Genomic DNA, 20,090 nt, shown 5'->3' with positions numbered 1-20,090 from the left:
AAGAATAATCTTAAGCCCTTTTTTTGTGATAAGTCTTACTACTTCAGTGCACTCACAAATACAATAATGACTGCAAGTGGTGCCACAACTTTGACTATGAATTGCCAGATCTGAAACGCACCTCTAGACAATCCAAGCTCTTCTCTAATACTACGCTGATCCATTCTCCACGCAAGAAATACAATTGCTGCAAGACCTGTGAGAGGCAAGAGAAACTTACTGGTTAATTTATCTAAAGCATCAAAGATATTATTGCCCATAATAGTAAAGTCAGACCACAGATTGAACGATAGCAGTGCTGCAATACCTAGCAACCAGATTACGATACTTGCAACGATAGTCGATACGGTACGACTCATTGAGGTACGTTCTTCTAAAAACTCAACGGTTGGCTCAAGCAATGAGATTGCAGAGGTGATAGCCGCAAAGGTAATCAGTAAGAAAAATAGTGTGCCAATGATAGTACCTGCACCCATGCTACCAAACGCGATAGGTAAGCTGACAAAAATAAGACCAGGACCTGATGCAGGATCTAAACCATTGCTAAAGATGATTGGGAAGATTGCCAGACCCGCAGCCAACGCAATAACGGTATCCAAAATAACAACAGTACGAGCTGTCTTAAGTAGATTTACTTCACGGCCCAAATATGAACCATAAGCCACCATGATGCCCATACCAATTGATAGCGTGAAAAAAGCATGACCCAAGGCTGCAATCATGACTTCTTCAGTCAGTTTACTAAGATCAGGGGTAAACAAGTAAGCCACTGCATCACCAAAACCACCATTCATGACGTTATAGCCAACGATCACAAATAGAATCACACCCAATAATGGCATCAAAATCTTGGCAGCTCTTTCAATACCACTAGTCACGCCAATACCGACGATAATAGCAGTAAGAGCCATAAATACAGTGTGCCATACTGTTAATGCACCAGCTGAAGCTAACATAGTATCAAAAGTGGCGGCGACTGAATCACTATCTTGACCAACAAAGCTACCTGTAGCAATTTTCGTCACGTAGTTGAGTGCCCAACCACCGATGACACTATAGAACGATAGGATTAAAAAACCGCCTAAAACACCTGAAGCACCAATAATCTTCCAACTGCGCGATCTACCTTCACTTGCTGCAACGTCAGCAAAAGTATTGACTGGATTTTTTTGACCACGGCGACCTATCAGCCACTCAGCTACTAAAATCGGAAAACCTACTAGCGCAATACAAAATAAATAAGCGATAACAAAAGCTGAACCACCACTCTCACCGACCATATATGGAAACTTCCATATGTTTCCTAAACCAACTGCCGATCCTACTGCTGCTAATATGAAGCCAAAGCCCGAGCTCCACTGTGCATGTTCCTGTTTGTTGATAGCCATTTTTTCCATCCTCATACTTCAAATAATGTCGCTGACAATCTTCCTTGATCGTCACAAAAGCCAGTTATAATATTAAGCTATTTAGCAAGCGGCTCGCTATGAGATACTTAGCAACATTAAGAAAGAATTGTTTGCATTACCATAAACGCTCAGTTTCTGCTAAGCGACCAAAAAAGTCAAGTAGTCACAAATATAAAAAGCCATAACTAATAGTTATGGCTTTCGTTGATTTTTTCTAGAGCTAACAAGAGTTTAGCTAATCAAAAAAAATTGACTGGTACTAATTTTGTGCGTATGTTTAACGCACTACGCCGCGACTGCTTTTCTGTAATGAGTCAATAAGTAATTGGATTTTTGGCTCTTTTCTCAGTAAGTCGTTGTTTAATACTTCAAGTGCTTGTACAGTCGTCAAACCTGATCTAAAAATGACACGATACGCTTGACGCAGCACATCAATAGTCTCTTTCGACCAGCCCTTGCGTCGCATTCCCTCGACATTAAGACCGTGAGCTTTGGCTGGGTTACCAGACACCATCGTAAAAGCAGCCACATCTTTTAAAATAAGACTCGCACCACCAATCAAGCTATAGTCATCTACAGTACAGAACTGATGAATACCTGAGTTACCACCAATGATGATATGATCGCCAATAGTAACGTGTCCTGCTACTCCAACATTATTAGCCAATACATTATGATCGCCAATCACACAATCATGCGCGACATGGGTATTCACCATCAATAGATTATGACTACCAATTTTGGTCAGCTCACCATCTTGTGCAGTGCCACGGTGCAAGCTACAAGCCTCTCGAATAGTATTATGATCTCCTATCTCAAGCCATGTGCGTTCACCAGCATACTTTAGATCCTGTGGATCCTCACCAATGCTTGCAAATTGATAAACTTGATTGTGTTGCCCTATACGAGTCAACTTAGTAACGACGACATGCCGATGCAAAACGGTATGTGCGCCAATCGACACCTCATCACCGACAATACAATACGGACCAATAGTAGCAGTCTCATCAATCTGAGCGGACGGTGAGATGAGTGCTGTTGGATGGATCTGACTCATAATGTGGGCCTTTGTATCATCTAGTGCGAATAAAAAAGATAGTCGATTTGACCTTGTTAAACAAACCAAAAACGGCGCTAATAATATATAGGATAATTGATGGTCATACTGACTGCACACTTCAACATAGCGCTTTAAAAACAGTAGCCAACGGTGCTAGTTATAAACACTGCGATCATCAATCAATACTATTGCTCTTGACGAGCAATCATTATTTGAGCACTGGCAGCTAATTCGTCTTCGACATGTACGGTACAATCAAACTTATAAATACCACGCTTTTGCATCACTGTTTTAGCACGGATAATTAGCTGATCACCAGGAATGACTCGGCGCTTAAAACGAACTTTATCGACACCTGCAAATAGATATAGATAACCATCTTCTGCAGTCAATCCAGCACTAATGAATCCGAGAACACCTGAAACTTGGGCCATGGACTCTACCATCAATACTCCTGGCATAATCGGCTCGTCAGGAAAATGACCATTAAAAAACTCTTCATTAACCGTTACATTCTTAACACCAGTAATACATTCTCCAGGTATACAGTCAATAACTTTATCTACCAACAAAAAAGGATAACGATGTGGCAAATAGTGCTTAAGCGTATGATAAGTTAATGGCAACTTAAGACCTTGTTCATCTAAGCTTTTAACATTATCATCATTTAAAATATTTATATCTGGGCGGCTCATAATGGCGCTTCCTTGCTTTGTGTTTAATATTTATAAGTTATATTGTTGTCATTGCACTAATCACGACCAAGCTGACGAAAGCGTACAGCAGCACGTCGCCAGTTAGCCGTTGGCATTGCAGCCGTTCCAGAAGAATATGAACCAGCTGCTTTAATAGATTTGGTGACCATAGTCATCGCAGATAACGTCACATCATCTGTAATCTCAATATGACCTGTGATACCGACAGCTCCGCCAATAATACAGCGTTTACCTATACTGGTACTACCAGCGATGGCTGTTTGGGCCGCGATAGCCGTCCCATCACCGATACGTACGTTATGAGCGACTTGTACCAAGTTATCAATAATAACATGATTACCAATAACCGTATCATTAATGGCACCACGATCAATACAAGTCTGGCTACCGATTCTCACATGATCACCAACCACCACACGCCCTAACTGAGCAATACGCTCCCAACCTGTGGTGCTAGGATCACTAGTAGGTGCAAAGCCAAAGCCTTCTGATCCAATACTCGCACCTGCATGCAATCGAACGTGACTACCGATGGTACAGTCATGCCCAATAACGACATTTGCTTTGATAACACAGTCAGTGCCTACAGTAGCATTATCCTCGACAACCACATGGGCAGACAATGAGCAATGCTTACCAATTTTCACATGCTCACCAATCATACAAAAAGGGCCGATACTCACCTGCTCATCAATAATCGCACTATCAGCAATCACAGCACTCGGATGAATATTATTTGACAGTGATTGATGACCAAATAGCTGACTGGCACTCGCATAAGCCAAATAAGGACTTGCGACCACCAACGCTACAGCGGTGTCTGGAGCTTGATCACAATAGTCTGCCGTGATTAATACTACTCCTGCTTGACTACTCGCAAGACTAGAAACGTAACGTGCTCCTGACAAAAAACTCAACTGCTGATGATTAGCAGTGGTCAGACTCCCCACCCCATCAAGCTCTTGACTTAATTGTTCAACATTAATCTCAGATTTGTTAGTAACCGGTTGATGCTGCTCAATCCGAGTAATAATCTGCTTTATCGTTATCATAGTGGCTATTAATATTATTATGAATAAAGAAACTGCCAAGTTGAACAATCATCTTGGCAACCCTCTAATATCTGACGGATGTTGCGATCACAAAAATAGTAATTATATCTTTACTTGTATGATCTCGTACTCTCATCCAAAGTTAGAATGTACTACCAATCTGGAACTGAACGGCTTCAGTCTCATCACCTTCTTTATCACCGATAGGTACGGCATAACTTAATGAAATTGGTCCAATCGGTGTATACCAAGTAACACCCGCGCCCGCACTATAGCGTAAGCTGTTGTCTTGTGTGATTAAAGGCTCGTCTGTATCTTCAAAGGTTTCATCTTCTTTTCCTGTGGTATCAAAAACTTGTCCACCCTCCGCAAACAGCACTGGACGTACTTGATCCGCCCAATCGCCTTTAAACGGCATTGGTAAAATCAGCTCAGCACCAAACGTCGCAAGAGCGTTACCACCGACCTCTTCACCCGTACTCTCTATATCATTTTTAGCATAATAGTAGCTTTCTGATCTAGGACCAAGCGTGGAAGATTCATAACCACGTACCGAACCATAACCACCAGCATAAAAGTTTTCATAAAACGGTAAGTCATTACCATAACCAAGCTTAGTATAACCGCGTGCAATAAAATCTTTATACAAAGGATAATAAACATTACCACTATAGGTTAACTTTTGATAACTGGCATCACCGACACCAATCGTTGCATCGACTGAGTGACTCATACCTTTGGTTGGAAATACAGGACGATCTAAAGTACTGTAATCCCAGCCAAATAATAAGTTGTAAGTCGTATAATCGTTTTTAAAACTGGAATCGCCCGCATCATCATAGTTTGTTTGTGTACCACCATCATCCAACAACTCCTGAACGTTAGATACTCCAAGATATTTACCGCCACGCACGGTTGTATTATCAACATTCAAACCCGCGCTAAGACGTTTGGTTTCATCGATTGGGTAGCTATAATTGAGTGTAGAACCAAGCGAATCGGTCACATAGTTACTGACGTTATCATCATCATATTTGGTCTTACGATAATAAGCACTAAGACCTTGAGAAACACCATTTTCGGTGAAGTATGGGTCGGTATAGCCTAGACTATAAGAATCATAAGTCTCTGAGCGTGATAACGCAGCTTGGACACGGTTACCAGTACCCATAAAGTTGTTTTGCGTCAAATCTAACTGGAATGTCACACCACCACTTTGTGAATAACCTGCAGCGATGGTTGAGCTACCAGAAGGCTGCTCTTCAACCACATAGTTGACATCAACTTGGTCTGGCTGGTTAGGCACAGGTTTGACATCGACGGTCACACCTTTAAAGAATCCTGTACGCATCAAGCGTGTGCGTGACAGCTGAATTTTGTCATTAGACGCAAGTGAGCCTTCTAGTTGACGCATTTCACGACGCAATACTTCATCTTTAGTTTTGATGTTACCCGTAAAGTTAATACGGCGAACATAGACAGGTCGTGCAGGATCGATAAAATAATCAACCTCCACCATTTTAGTGTCATCATCGATACGTGGTACAGGTCTAACCTGTGCAAAATAATAGCCTTCGTTACCATAACGACTCTTAAGCGCTGCGGTCGTCGCATCTAGTTTGGCTTGCGAGTACTTTTCATTAGGGGCAAAAGTGACCAGCTCCTTCAATTCACTGTTATCAAATGTAGGCTTGCCCAAAAAGTTGACGTCACCGAATTGATACTGCTCACCTTCGCTCAGGCTTACCTCAATAAATACACTGCTTTTATCTTCACTGATATTCAGCACTGCATTATCTACTGTAAAACGCACATAACCATCATTTTGATAGAGTGCTTTTAAATTCTCTAAACTGGCCGCCAGTTTTTCTTGTGCATAACGATCAGACTTAGATAATAGACGAGTCCAAGAAGATTCTTTTACCGCAAACACGTCTTTGATTTCTTCATCACTGAAGTGCTCATTACCAATGACATTAATGTCGACAACTTTAGCAGGGTCACCCTCGATGAAGCGCACATCTAGCTTGACACGATTGCCATCAAGCACGGTTTGATCCACTTCGATATTACTATTATAGTAGCCTTGACTTATATATTGCTGTTGTAGCTCGTTGGCTACGCCTTGTAGTGTCGCTTGTTTAAGAACATCACCAGCAGACAAACCAGCATTCTCCAAACCTTGCTCAAGCCCTTCTTTTGGAATAAGCTTATTGCCTTCAAAGTTCACCTCAGCAATGGTCGGACGTTCTACAACGTCAAATCGCAACTGACCGCCTTCGACACGGCTTTGAATGTCAGAAAAATTCTCAGTCGCATATAGTGCCTTAATACTGGCAGCCAAGCTACTATCACTAACCGTATCTCCTACCGTAATCGGCAGAACCGGATAGAGGCTATCGGGGGTTAGACGTTGTAAACCATTGAAACCGATGTCAGTCACTACAAATTCTGCAGCCTGTACCGGCATACTCATCATTGTTACAACTAACGGCAACCCTGCCGCGCTCATAAATAAAGGCGTACGCATAAACACTATCCGTCAATAAAAAACTTGCTTAAGTTAAGTTAAAAAGCACATATTGTCCAACCCATTGAATATGAATTTTCGCACTCATACGTGGGAGACTCAGAATACTTTATATAAAATGCATCACAAAATAAACTAAAAATTACGATTAGTACAGAGGATACGGTACAAATCATTGACACCTATCAGATCAACAACCAAACCATAATAACCCTAAAACCATTAGTATATAATGCCTTATCATTTATATTAGCTATCATTCAATCAAAATAGCCGACTAATATCATTACCAATTGCTAACACCATGAAACCTGCCAGCAAGAGTAAACCAATATTTAATCCTACCATTTGCACGCCTTCTGACAGCGGCTTACCACGAACCAGCTCAATAAAGTGATAGACAATATGACCGCCATCTAATACAGGAATCGGCAAAAGGTTTAAAACTGCTAAGCTTAAGCTAATCAATGCTGTAGTAGACAATACCATCTGCCAACTGATATCAAAGCTTTGTTTAGCAACTTTTGCAATGGTAATCGGGCCTGATAAATTATCCAAACCAATCATACCTGATAGCATTTTCCCCATAGAGCTTACCGTCATGACGGCTAACTGTTCGGTTTTTTCAAACGACTTGACTAGCGATTCACCAGGGTCATAGACCACTATGGTTTTATAGGCATCAGGAATAACAATCTCAGACTGCTTCACCATAGCGCCTATTTGTCCGTAATCATTGCCTAAATTGTCTTTTTTACCTTGTGGCATAATCTTCAACTGTACAGGCTTTCCATCACGTAATACCGTAAAATCAAGCAGTGTTTCAGGATTATCACGCACGATGCGTGTCATACTGATCCAGTCTTTAATTTCAGTATTATTGATAGCCGTAATACGGTCGCCCACTTGCATACCCTGAAGACTGGCGGCACCATCAGCGGACAGTTCACCAACTATGGGTGCAATATCTGGTTGCCATGGTAGCATACCAAAACTTGTTAACGCGTCTTTTCCTTGTGCAGCACCTTGCATAAACTGCTGTACGGGCGCTTGATATGTTTTGATGGCATTATCAGTATGAACGTCTGATTGCACCGTGACACTCACATCATCTGTCTCACCCATACGTCCAGCCAGACGGTAATTAATACCTTCCCATGTCTGCACTTCGTGACCATCAATCGCAACAATTTTATCACCAACAGGCAGCTGTGCCATAGCAGCTGGTGTATCTGGCAATACTTGTCCAATCTTAGTGGCTAGCTGCTCGGATGGTGTCATAAACAATACCCAAAACAGGGCAATTGCAATAACAAAATTCATGATAGGACCAGCCGCAGCAATCGCAATTTTTTTCAATGGATGCTGATTATTAAAGGCTAGATGCTGCTCATCTTTGGCAACCTCACCTTCACGCTCATCAAGCATTTTGACGTAACCACCAAGTGGCAATGCCGAAATACGATAGTCAATACCGCTTTTTTTACTGGTCCAACCAAAGAGTTTGGGTCCAAAGCCGATAGAATAAGTCAGCACTTTGACGCCGCAAAGCCGTGCTACGATATAGTGACCCCACTCATGTAAAGCAATGAGTGGGCCTAAGACGAATATTGCTGCCAAAAGCGTTAATAAAAAAGTCATGATTGATTCTCAGTATTTTCTTGTAGCATCTTTTATCAACTCAAGGGCCTGAGTAATTTTTAATACAATTACGCTAAATCTGCCACAAGTTTGTCAGTAAGATGACGCGCTATCTTATCAATCGCTAGAATATCATCTATGTCAGCTGTATCACTCAACGGTGGCAGCTGTATGTCGTTCAAAGCTTGCTCATTAATATCAGCGATATCAGTCAAACGAATCTTTCCGTCCAAAAATGCAGCCACGGCAATTTCATTGGCAGCATTTAGTACGATAGTCGCCTGTGTACCTGCTTGCATCGCCTGTCTTGCCAAACGCAAACACGCAAATTTTTGTAAGTCTGGTTTGATAAATTCCAAACCGCTGAGCGCATATAAATCCAACGGCTGCGAGCCACTATCAATCCGATTAGGATAACTGAGTGCATGAGCAATGGGTGTCTTCATGTCTGGGCTGCCCAACTGCGCCAGATAGCTACCATCGCTATATTCTACCATTGAGTGAATGATACTTTGTGGATGAATAACCACATTTATTTTATCTTCAGGCAAGCCAAATAGGTGACAAGCCTCGATTAGCTCCAAGCCTTTATTCATCATCGTTGCAGAGTCGACAGATATCTTTTGACCCATCGACCAGTTGGGGTGTTTAACAGCTTCAGCGACGCTTGCTTGTTGCATTTGAGCAAATGACTGCTGTAGAAATGGTCCACCAGAAGCCGTCAGCCATAACTTACGTACGCCATGACTGGACTGATGGATTTGGGTGTTGTCTTGCTGAATGGCGAGTGGCAAACACTGAAAAATAGCGTTATGTTCTGAATCAAGCGGCAATAAAGTGGCGTTATGCATTTTGACAGCATTCATCATCACTTGCCCTGCCATTACGAGCGCTTCTTTGTTGGCAAGCAAAATACGCTTGCCTGCACGAGCGGCAGCTAAAGTAGAAGGCAAGCCCGCCGCACCCACGATAGCTGCGACCACTGTATCAGTTTGCGAGTCGGTAGCAATATCTATCAACCCATCTGCACCACCGACCACATCGATATCAAGACCAGCAGCACTAAGACGCTGTGCAAAGTCATCGACAGCAGCTATTGGCACACTGACACGTTTAGGTAAAAACTGCTGGCAAAGCGTAAATAGCTTGTCTAGACGGTGATAACCTGACAAAGCGTAGACAGTGTAATGCTGTGGTTGTGTCGCCAAGATTGCTAATGTACTATCGCCAATCGAACCTGTCGCGCCTAATACGGCGATGCGTTGCGTCATAACCATCAATGCCTATGAATAATACTGTGAAAATAAAAGAAGTAAGGCTATAGCATATAACCTTGTAGCGTTATACGACAATCAAGCCAAAGTGTTGTATCGCCCAAAAGCCAAGCGCAAATATCGGCGTGGCAGACAATAGAGAGTCGATACGATCGAGTATACCACCATGGCCTGGGAGAATCGTGCCTGAATCTTTTACATCAGCGCGGCGTTTGAGCATCGACTCAAACAAATCACCAAGCACTGAAGACAATATCGTTAGCGCTGACAACGCTACAAAAGCAATTAACGGTATACCTGTCAGCTTTAATTGAAAGACACTGATCGCAACAACGACGATCAAGCCTGTAACCAATCCACCAGCCAACCCTTCCATGCTCTTGTTGGGTGAAACGTTCGGTGCCATTTTGCGACGACCAAGCTTGCGACCTACAAAGTAAGCGCCACTGTCCGCACACCAGACTAGTAAGAATACATAAAGTAGCCACCATGCTGACAGTTGCCACAGATAAAACATCGCCGTAATCGCTGCCGTTAATATCACAGCACCCATTAGTGCCAGTTTTTTACCATACCAGTTTGTGTGCGTGGGGAAAACCCTTACCCAAGACAGCGCCATCAACCATATAGCGAGCGACGCCACCCACCAAAACAGCCAAGTCACTTTAAGCGTGAGTGACACTAAGGTCAGTGCTAAAACTAGCAACACAAATACAACTGGTTGACGCCATTTGGGCATCAGCTTAGTCCATTCATGAGCTGCGATAATAACGCCAATCGCTAACAACGGTGCAAATAAAACAGGGCTTTGGCTCGCAAACATTGCAATACCAACGATAATAACGAGAACTATTGCCGTCTTAATTCGTTGCCACATACTTATTGAGCCTTATAATAATGAATAACGCATGATCAAAAGGTGCATTATAGCAGCTAATCTACAATAGCCCACTAATAGCCATCAACACCTCTTAAGCGCTTTATTATTCCATAAACAAGCGGCATTGACCACGTATAGGGCAGCGGCTTTACAAGATACTTTTGCACACATACTAAATGAACGCTTTAAATAAGCAATTTTCTCAATAATTACTAGGGTTGTTTAACCCCTGTCCTAATGACTGTCTTGCTCTATGACCAGCTGCTCACTGGTTTTGCCAAAGCGGCGTTGACGCTGAGCAAACTCTGTCACCATCGTTGCCAGCTCGTCTGCACTGAAATTCGGCCATAATGTTTGAGTAAAAAAGAGCTCTGCATAGGCTGACTGCCATAACAAAAAATTAGAGATTCGATACTCACCGCCTGTACGTACTAGCATATCTACTGCTGGCTCATCTGCCAACTGTACGTACTCATTGAGCATTTCTTTATTGATATCTTCAGCACGCAACTGACCTAATTCTACCTGCTGCGCTAGCTGTTTTGCAGCATTAGCAATATCCCATTGACCACCATAACTGATAGCGATAACCAAAGTCATTGCATCAAAACCTGCCGTTTTTGCTTCAGCATCGGCCATCAACGCTTGTAAGTCAGCACTCAGCTGACTACGGTCACCGATAAAACGCAGGCGAATACGATATTCATGCATGCGTGGTATCTGCTCATGAATAGTCGAGGCCAACAATTGCATTAACAGTGCCACCTCACTGGGTGGACGTTGCCAATTCTCACTAGAGAAGGCAAATACCGTTAATACTTCGATACCCGCATCCACACAATACTCAACGATGGGATCTAGTGCATCTTTACCAGCGACATGCCCTTGGCCTTTTCCCAAATCATGGGCTTTACCATAGCGATTATTGCCATCCATAATGATAGCGATGTGGCGAGGGAGAAGTGTCGGAATAGGAGCCGAAGCGGCTGACGTGGACATAGGCGAACTGGCTTATTATTAAAGTAAGAGGATAATAACGTGTGCGATGATGATTAAAAAGCGTCAGAGGAACAATTCACAAATTTCTCATCATTCAGCCATCAGGCTTTTCATACTTGCACAATTAATACTTACACAATGATAAACAGCCAATAGCATTGGCAAATTGGCTGCTTATTATGGAGAAACAACTGAATCACTCTATGCCATAAATGACAGAGAAACCCGTATTTAAACGTCCATCAAATCGCTTTCTTTTTTAGTTAAGCTTTTATCAATGGTTTCGATATATTTGTCAGTAATTTTTTGGATATCATCACTAGCACGACGTTCTTCATCTTCTGATATTTCTTTTTCTTTTGCTAAATCTTTAATATCATTCATCATATCACGGCGAATATTGCGAATAGAAACACGGCTATTTTCTGCCTCTCCACGCGCAAGCTTTTGCATGTCGCGGCGCGTTTCTTCTGTCAATGCTGGCATCGGTACACGAATCACATCAGCGGTCATTGGGTTTAGACCCAAATCTGCTTCGCGAATGGCCTTATCAATCGCTTGTACCATAGTACGGTCAAATGGTTGAACCAGCAATGTACGTGAGTCTTCAACGTTCACACTTGCTACTTGGTTGAGAGCTGTATCAGAACCGTAGTAGCTGACCATCACGCCTGACAACATGCCTGGGTGGGCACGGCCTGTACGAACTTTACTGAAAGTACTCTCAAGCGCTTCCAGGGTTTTTTGCATGCGGGCTTCGCCGTCTTGCTTAATCTCTTTAATCATTATGTATCCTTATTTATCGCTATCGATAAATCGTTCATTGTTAGTAAATATACTTAGTAAATATACGTTGTCTAGTCGTGCTATCACTCGGGCTGGCGAGTATATAGTCGAACCACTCTTAAGGTGTTACGGCGTTAGACTCGCTTAGCCTACTACTGTAGTACTTGCGTTTGTCTGCCTTGCACCATTTTTAACATTGATCGACTATAGGCTTTACATCAGGTTAATGATAAACACGTGTGCCTTCATTTTCACCCATAATGACATTTAATAAGGCATTAGGCTTAGTCATATCAAAAACTTGTAGTGGCACGTTATGCTCACGGCACAAGGCAATAGCAGTTAAATCCATAACACCAAGTTTTTGCTCTAACACTTCGTCAAAGGTTAAACCGTCGTATTTTTTGGCATCCGTATGTAGGCTTGGGTCTTTGTCATAAACACCATCGACTTTGGTCGCTTTTAAAATCAAACCCGCTTCGATTTCGATACCACGTAAGCACGCTGCTGTATCAGTGGTGAAGAAAGGATTGCCCGTACCCGCAACAAAGATACAAACATCACCGTTTTTTAGATAACGAATCGCATTACGGCTGCTATAACTTTCTGTCACTTCACCAATCGGTAGTGCCGACATCAAACGCGTTTTAATATTACGGCGCTCTAATGCATCACGCATTGCCAAACCATTCATGACCGTTGCCAGCATACCCATTTGATCGCCAGTGACACGGCCAACCAGACCTTCTTTTTGTAGTTGGGCACCGCGATATAAGTTACCGCCGCCGACCACGATACCAACTTGAACACCAAGACCACGCAAATGGGCAATAGACAAACTCATTTTATCGAGCACTTCGGTATCGATACCCATGTCTTTGCCACCAGCCAAAGCTTCGCCAGAGAGTTTTAGCAAAATACGAGAGTAACGCGGGTTTTTGTCAGACATGAGATCACCTTGTTATCATTAAATTATAATTAAAGTTATCGGTAAAATACAAACAGAGTTTGCCTTGGTGTTGACCACACTGCCATACTTGATGACAAATGGGTCACAAGGCTAAATTGCGTTAATTGTAGCAAAAACTGCCCTTTGTGGGGCAATTTTCACTGGCATATCGTATTCGGTTTTTAACCTTTATAGCTCGCAAACAAGTCATATTCGCTAGCTTCGTCAATAGTGACGGTCAAGAACTGACCGACTTTAACCCCTGCATTGATATCATCAACGTAAACATGACCATCAATTTCAGGTGCATCCGCATAGCTACGGCAAATTGCAATACCTTCTTCACTATCAATCTCATCGACCAATACCATTAAAGTTTTACCGATTTTTTCTTGTAACTTTTGCGCTGAGATATCTTGTTGTAGCGCCATTAAACGCTCATAACGAGATTTTTTAACGTCTTCAGGCACATGATCTGGTAAGTCATTGGCCACAGCCCCTTCCACTTCTGAATAGGTAAAGGCACCCACGCGATCAAGACGTGCTTCGACCAGCCAATCAAGCAAGCATTGAAAGTCTTCTTCTGTCTCACCAGGGAAACCAACAACGAAGGTTGAGCGAATAACGATATCTGGGCAAATATCACGCCATGCTTTGATACGTGCCAAGGTGTTTTCGCTATGCGCAGGACGTTTCATCGCTTTTAGGATGCGATGACTGGCATGTTGAAAAGGAATATCTAAATAAGGCAGGAGTTTCTTTTCGCCCATCAATTCCACGACTTTGTCCACATGCGGATACGGGTAAACATAGTGTAGACGTACCCAGATACCTAAGCCATTCAATGCTTGGCACAAGTCATAAAATTTCGACTTTAGCGGCATGCCATTCCAGAAACTGGTTTTGTACTTCAGATCTAGGCCATACGCAGAAGTGTCTTGTGAGATAATTAACAACTCTTTCACGCCAGCATTTTTTAGTGCCAGAGCCTCATTCATGACATTGTCAATCGGACGCGAATCTAAATCACCACGTAAGCTTGGAATAATACAGAAAGTACAACGGTGATTGCAGCCTTCAGAAATTTTTAGATAGGCATAATGGCTAGGCGTCAGCTTGATACCTGCCTCATTAATCAAATCTATTTTTGGGTCGTAGTTTTCATCCTTACTACTATTCGGCTTTGGAACATGTTTCGAAACTGCTGTAATCACTTCATCATATGCGTGCGCGCCAGTTACTGCGAGCACAGCGGGATGCATTTCACGGATTTTATCCGCTTCTTTACCCAAACAGCCCGTCACGATGACTTTACCGTTTTTGCTAATAGCCTCACCGATTGCATCCAGCGACTCTTGTACCGCCGACTCAATAAAGCCGCAGGTATTGACCACGACCAAATCCGCGCCCTCATAATCACTGGCTACTTGATAACCATCACGGCTCAGCTCAGTGATGATGCGCTCGCTATCCACTAGCGCCTTTGGGCAACCTAACGAAACAAAACCAACTTTTGGTGCTGCGCTGACAGGCATAGCAGCAGTGACATTAGCAGCCGTGGCTGAAGTAGCATGGCTACTTTGCTCAACGCTACGATTTTGGTTATGATTGGCTTTATGATGGCTGGCTTTGGTTGGATTGGACTGGTTCGTATCTACCTGACTGTCTTGCGCTATTGTTGGCTTAGCAGGATTAAAAACAGTTGCTGTGTCTTTTAATGTAGAATTTGTTGGAGTAGAAGCTGGCTGTGAGGTAGTAATAGTCGTGTTAAGCGACTCGGTAGAAGTTTTGGACATGGCTGACCTTGCTAGAGATAAAATGGCTGTGCGCATTGTACGTTTTTTTTGCAAAAATCGCTAGTTTTGCCGCTCTATAGTGTTGATTTATGGTTAAATATTATCTTGAATATCTTTTTTTAGGCATTGACTCATGGCAAGAAATTTTACAACCGCAAAATCCACACCTGATTTAGCATTTATATCTCAGCATTTATTTACGGCTATTTTATGGGTCAATGAAGAGTTGTCTATTACGTGGCTCAATGCTCAGGCCGAGCAACTACTGGCTATCAGTAGTGGAAGGCTGCTCAATCAACCTATATTAACGTTATTAGCACCCCAAGAGTTAAACCCAAAAGATAGCAACATTCCCAATAATGATGATGTCGATGCACAAAACTGCTCCTTAACCGAGCGATTTGAGCAAGCAAAACTGTATCAGCAACCCTTTATCGATCATGACCATGTTGTAAACACACAGCTAAATGGTTATTTGTCATTTTCCGTCGACTATAGTGTCACTCCTGTCATATACGAGCAGCAGACCTATTTTATTATTGAAATGTGGGGCAAAGATCGACAAAGCCGTATATCAGAAGAGCAACGTCAGCAACAACAATATGGTGTGGCTCGTCATATGCTACGGTCAGTTGCCCATGAAATAAAAAACCCGTTAGCAGGTATTCGCGGTGCTGCACAATTATTGCAGCGACAATTTATCAAATTCAGTGACACCTCTATTCTTAATAGTAGCGCGTCAACTGCCTCAAACCATACAAATACTGCTCTAAGTCATAAAAACTTGCAAAAAACCACTGACAAACTACGTGGTTATACCGATATTATTATCTCAGAAACTGACCGTCTAACGCATCTTGTTGGACAGTTTTTGGGCTCTAACCAACTGCCAAACTGGCAAACGATTAATGTTCATGAACCGCTAGAGCATGTATTGTCTTTGGTGATGAACCAATATCCACAATTAACGCTACAGCGAGATTATGACTTATCACTGCCTGAATTATGTGCCGATAAAGACCAATTGATTCAAGTGTTTTTAAACCTGATCAACAATGCTTGTGAGTCCATGACTGAGTTTGAGCAAACCTTGCAACAACAAAAAATATCCGAAACCAAAGTATTATCTTCGATCAATACTAACAGTGATGACCAAATAGATTATCAGCCAATACTTCACATTCAAACACGTATTGCTTTTCAACACACCATCGTTGGGCAACAGCACAAACAAGTTCTGCAAATTAATATTACTGATAACGGCTCAGGGATTGACCCTGAATTGATCGGGCAAATATTTTTTCCTATGGTGACAAGTCGTGCTGCAGGCACTGGATTAGGGCTATCTATCGTACAAGATATTATAAGCCATCATCGTGGTATGATTGATGTTAGCTCAACACAGGTACAAGGTGAGCAACAAACACGTTTTACCTTGTATTTGCCATTTCATTGATTAATTACTGAAGCATAAATAACTTTGCTATTATTACTTGATACAGCTACTAACTAACCAAGAGATTAACAAAACTAATTAATACTACCAAGTCGTAAATGACCACATCATAACTCTGAACCAACTCATTGCTCATTAGGCCTAATACATGACTGAATATAGTGAAAAACATAAACCTAAAAGCGATAATCAGACGGCAACTGATCAACTGATAAATGATCAAACAATAAAAGTAACGGTCAATAACAACCTCGAACTTGACCCTGCAACGTTATGGCTTATCGATGATGATGCCGCCTTAAGAATGGTGTTGGCAGATACATTTGAAGATGCAGGACTGACAGTTATTAGCTTTACCCAAGCACAAGCTGCGTGGGCACGTCTCAACGATATGTTGCAAGAAAATGAGTCACAGGTGCAACTGCCAGATGTGATATTGACTGATATTCGTATGCCGATGATGGATGGGCTATCTTTTAGTGACTGGGTACATCAGCATTTCCCTAAGCTGCCTATTGTCATCATGACCGCACACTCAGATCTCACCTCTGCTATTAACAGCTATCAAACCGGTGCCTTTGAATACTTACCCAAACCGTTTGACTTGGATGATGCCGTTGCAACCATTTATAAAGCCATTAATTATCAGCCCAATCTGACCGCAACCACTTATCAAACCGATGCTAATACGTCTAACACCAACGCAACGACTGATCATACCGCTGAGAGTAGTACTGAATTTGATGTAAAGGTTGAACCTACTGGTCAGACTCATCCAACAAGCACATCTAATGAAACCAAAAAAAGCAAAGCAGCTAAAACCAAAGTCAAAAATAATACCAACCCTGTTATCAGCACAAACCACAATATTAATGACAACCCTAGCGGTATCATAGGCCAATCACAAGCCATGCAAACGGTGTTTCGCGCTATCGGTAGATTGGCACACTCACCTATTACAGTTTTAATTACGGGTGAATCAGGAACCGGAAAAGAATTGGTCGCCAGTGCATTACATCAGCACTCACCACGTAACCAACAACCTTTTATCGCCCTCAATATGGCTGCTATTCCACACGACTTGATCGAATCTGAGCTATTTGGTCATGCAAAAGGGGCTTTTACTGGTGCGACGACCACACGACCAGGGCGCTTTGAGCAGGCTGATGGTGGTACATTATTTTTAGATGAAATCGGTGATATGCCATTTAGCACTCAAACGAGATTGCTACGCGTATTGGCAAATGGCGAGTTTTATCGCGTGGGTGGTCAACAGCCTATCAAAGTAAATGTGCGTATTATTGCTGCCACTCACCAAAACTTGGAAGAGTTAGTCAAACAAGGTAAGTTCCGTGAGGATTTGTTTTATCGCCTCAATGTTATCCGTCTACCACTGCCACCATTACGCACGCGACGCGAAGATATTCCTGCGCTAGCGACTTATTTTATGAAACGTGCTGCTGAGCAGATGGATACCGCACTAAAGCAGTTACATCCAATGGCTGTTCAGATTATGCAATCTTTTGAGTGGCGTGGTAACGTCCGTCAATTAGAAAATGTCTGTCTGTGGTTGACTGTCATGGCAACTGGTGACACCGTCATGCCTGAGGATTTGCCACCAGAACTGCTCGAAAATGCTTCATCTAATCTAGAACAGTATCAAGAACAACAATCATATAGTGATAACTTGAGCTCCCAAAGCCAAATCAATCAAGAACAGCCTATATCTACTGTTCTAAGTTGGCAGCAAGCTTTAGCTGTTTGGGCCGAACAGGTGCTACAGACAGGAGAAACAGATATTTTGCAAACGGCCACACCTGAGTTTGAACGTGTTTTACTAACAGCTGCGCTCAAACATAGCGGAGGTAAAAAGATAGCTGCAGCCAACTTGCTCGGTTGGGGACGTAATACACTAACCCGTAAATTACAGCAATTAGAGATCACTACGCCAAAGGAACAGAGAAATAGTGAATGAAAGGGCAAAAACTGTCATTTAAAATAGCAGCAATATCAATTATTTATAATAAAGCAGTAAAAAAAATATTAAATAATTAAAAATAAATGCAAATAGGGGTTGCCAAAAAATTCAAACTCTATATAATAGCCAACCACTGAGACGCACTACCGAATCAGTTAACTGTCTATATGGTGTTTGAGTTTAAACACTAATAATGATAGAGTAACGAAAATGGGGCTGTGGCGGAATTGGTAGACGCACCAGATTTAGGTTCTGGCGCCGCAAGGTGTGAGAGTTCGAGTCTCTCCAGCCCCACCATTTTCGGATAGTACATCTTAGACCAAATATCAAAACCTGCTTTTAGCAGGTTTTTTTGTGTCTGGAGTTTGGTATAAATATCTTCCGTGGGCTGAACTGTGGAACAGTATCAACTGTACTACCATTCTAGAAGCCTTAAATCGTAAGTATTTGGAGAGTTTTTTGTAGATATAGCCCATATTCTTCCATGGGCTATAATCAATTCCTATCTATATTTTCCCAAGCAAATCTTACAAAGAGTATTTCACTGTATTTCGTATAATGGAATAGCCATATAAGTTAGTAGCCTATAGGGCTGTTTCATTATACGATGCATCTACTTATTACCATTTTAGTATAATGTACTGGTCTAGAGACTAACTACTTAGAGTTGTATTTTTTGTTCTCTGAGCTTAATCTAATACAATCAAAAAAGGATTATTAAGATGAACAAAGCTATATCATTAACTTTGGCTACTTTAGCTTTTACATTCTCAGCTTCTGCTTATTCCGCACAATTTTCTTCTATTATTGATGCAATGGCAATACCCAAAAACTCTCTAAACAATGTAAGTGGCTGGGAGAACGCAGATGAAATTAAAGGTGTTAAATGGAAATGGCCGTATTATGAATCAGGCGCTCATGATAGTACGATGGAAGGAACAACCAAGGTAGGCAGCAGTAAAAACCCTAATATAGGTTATACTGAAGTTACTATCACTGGTGCTAGGACTTTCATGACAGCTATTGAAATAATGATTCAGAATGAAGGAGAGAGTCCTTCCAAAAGTGAAGTAAATAAGCTTTTTGGTTCTGGTAAGGTAACTAAAATCCCATCATCTTGTGATAGCAATCACCCTAACGAGGGAGATGCCACTTATTATTTTACTAGAGCAAAAGATCAGCCAGTCTTTATACGTTATGAAATAAATTGGGGTGCTGCAGGAAAAGGTGGTAGTGCAGGTGGTGCAAATATCACAGTTGCTAATAGATTAACAGATTTAAATAGTCGCTATGGTTACGAGGATTGCTATGACAATCGGACGTTAGAAAAATGGTCGATTGATTGAGCTACGCTGAAAAAACTGTAGAAACTAGCATAAGATATTTTAAACAGAAAGCTCAATGCTACTGATCCACGTTGACGATTTTATAGTCACTAAATTCATAAGAAAAATTATGGAGTATATTTGGGATATTGTGATTCTAAAACGGGGCTTTTTATAACAGATTTTGGACTTGGTGATACTGCAGCTTCTTGAGTTATTGCAGATATATTGTTATTTTC

At 41.9% G+C, this 20,090-nt stretch carries 15 protein-coding genes and 1 tRNA gene; 4 read left to right on the top strand and 12 right to left on the bottom strand.

What is annotated here, in order from left to right:
* Window positions 1-38: 38 nt before the first annotated feature.
* The 12 genes from ACT3QP_RS11340 to rimO all read right to left on the bottom strand — a co-directional run bounded on the left by ACT3QP_RS11340 (window position 39) and on the right by rimO (window position 15,092).
* On the bottom strand, window positions 39-1,388 hold the full coding sequence (locus tag ACT3QP_RS11340; protein ID WP_444525556.1) for a sodium-dependent transporter: 1,350 nt from the start codon (window positions 1,386-1,388) through the stop codon (window positions 39-41).
* 298 nt (window positions 1,389-1,686) lie between these two features.
* On the bottom strand, window positions 1,687-2,466 hold the full coding sequence (lpxA, locus tag ACT3QP_RS11335; RefSeq protein WP_444525555.1) for an acyl-ACP--UDP-N-acetylglucosamine O-acyltransferase: 780 nt from the start codon (window positions 2,464-2,466) through the stop codon (window positions 1,687-1,689).
* 188 nt (window positions 2,467-2,654) lie between these two features.
* A complete protein-coding gene (gene fabZ, locus ACT3QP_RS11330; RefSeq protein ID WP_444525554.1) occupies window positions 2,655-3,164 on the bottom strand; it encodes a 3-hydroxyacyl-ACP dehydratase FabZ in 510 nt (169 codons plus the stop codon).
* Between the two features lie 56 nt (window positions 3,165-3,220).
* The gene (lpxD, locus tag ACT3QP_RS11325) at window positions 3,221-4,237 is read right to left on the bottom strand and encodes a UDP-3-O-(3-hydroxymyristoyl)glucosamine N-acyltransferase (protein ID WP_444525553.1); all 1,017 of its coding nucleotides are present in this window, start codon (window positions 4,235-4,237) and stop codon (window positions 3,221-3,223) included.
* Between the two features lie 142 nt (window positions 4,238-4,379).
* Window positions 4,380-6,767: an outer membrane protein assembly factor BamA gene (bamA, locus tag ACT3QP_RS11320; RefSeq protein ID WP_444525552.1), complete on the bottom strand. Its 2,388-nt coding sequence runs from the start codon at window positions 6,765-6,767 to the stop codon at window positions 4,380-4,382.
* 264 nt (window positions 6,768-7,031) lie between these two features.
* Window positions 7,032-8,408: an RIP metalloprotease RseP gene (gene rseP / locus ACT3QP_RS11315; protein WP_444525551.1), complete on the bottom strand. Its 1,377-nt coding sequence runs from the start codon at window positions 8,406-8,408 to the stop codon at window positions 7,032-7,034.
* Between the two features lie 68 nt (window positions 8,409-8,476).
* Window positions 8,477-9,685, bottom strand: coding sequence for a 1-deoxy-D-xylulose-5-phosphate reductoisomerase (gene ispC, locus ACT3QP_RS11310; protein ID WP_444525550.1), 1,209 nt, complete (start codon window positions 9,683-9,685; stop codon window positions 8,477-8,479).
* Window positions 9,686-9,749: 64 nt separating this feature from the next.
* Window positions 9,750-10,559 (bottom strand): phosphatidate cytidylyltransferase, encoded by an 810-nt coding sequence (locus ACT3QP_RS11305; RefSeq protein WP_444525549.1) that lies wholly within the window; start codon window positions 10,557-10,559, stop codon window positions 9,750-9,752.
* A 237-nt stretch (window positions 10,560-10,796) separates the two neighbouring features.
* The gene (uppS, locus tag ACT3QP_RS11300; RefSeq protein WP_444525548.1) at window positions 10,797-11,561 is read right to left on the bottom strand and encodes a polyprenyl diphosphate synthase; all 765 of its coding nucleotides are present in this window, start codon (window positions 11,559-11,561) and stop codon (window positions 10,797-10,799) included.
* A 231-nt stretch (window positions 11,562-11,792) separates the two neighbouring features.
* Window positions 11,793-12,347 (bottom strand): ribosome recycling factor, encoded by a 555-nt coding sequence (gene frr, locus ACT3QP_RS11295; RefSeq protein ID WP_192991909.1) that lies wholly within the window; start codon window positions 12,345-12,347, stop codon window positions 11,793-11,795.
* Window positions 12,348-12,570: 223 nt separating this feature from the next.
* The gene (gene pyrH, locus ACT3QP_RS11290) at window positions 12,571-13,296 is read right to left on the bottom strand and encodes a UMP kinase (RefSeq protein ID WP_192519370.1); all 726 of its coding nucleotides are present in this window, start codon (window positions 13,294-13,296) and stop codon (window positions 12,571-12,573) included.
* 182 nt (window positions 13,297-13,478) lie between these two features.
* Window positions 13,479-15,092 (bottom strand): 30S ribosomal protein S12 methylthiotransferase RimO, encoded by a 1,614-nt coding sequence (gene rimO, locus ACT3QP_RS11285; RefSeq protein WP_444525547.1) that lies wholly within the window; start codon window positions 15,090-15,092, stop codon window positions 13,479-13,481.
* 133 nt (window positions 15,093-15,225) lie between these two features.
* Here rimO and ACT3QP_RS11280 point away from each other — a divergent pair, with 133 nt between their 5' ends.
* The 4 genes from ACT3QP_RS11280 to ACT3QP_RS11265 all read left to right on the top strand — a co-directional run bounded on the left by ACT3QP_RS11280 (window position 15,226) and on the right by ACT3QP_RS11265 (window position 19,872).
* Window positions 15,226-16,548 carry a two-component system sensor histidine kinase NtrB gene (locus ACT3QP_RS11280; RefSeq protein ID WP_444525546.1) on the top strand — a complete coding sequence of 441 codons (1,323 nt, stop codon included), beginning with the start codon at window positions 15,226-15,228 and terminating at the stop codon, window positions 16,546-16,548.
* Between the two features lie 148 nt (window positions 16,549-16,696).
* Window positions 16,697-18,523, top strand: coding sequence for a sigma 54-interacting transcriptional regulator (locus tag ACT3QP_RS11275; protein ID WP_444525545.1), 1,827 nt, complete (start codon window positions 16,697-16,699; stop codon window positions 18,521-18,523).
* A gap of 215 nt (window positions 18,524-18,738) precedes the next feature.
* Window positions 18,739-18,823, top strand: a tRNA-Leu gene (locus ACT3QP_RS11270).
* A gap of 425 nt (window positions 18,824-19,248) precedes the next feature.
* Window positions 19,249-19,872, top strand: coding sequence for a hypothetical protein (locus ACT3QP_RS11265; RefSeq protein ID WP_444525544.1), 624 nt, complete (start codon window positions 19,249-19,251; stop codon window positions 19,870-19,872).
* Window positions 19,873-20,090 lie beyond the last annotated feature (218 nt).

Origin of the sequence: Psychrobacter sp. AOP7-B1-24, from assembly GCF_052376215.1 — a bacterium.
Taxonomy (GTDB): Bacteria; Pseudomonadota; Gammaproteobacteria; order Pseudomonadales; family Moraxellaceae; genus Psychrobacter.
This window is presented reverse-complemented; position numbering and strand designations above follow the sequence as displayed.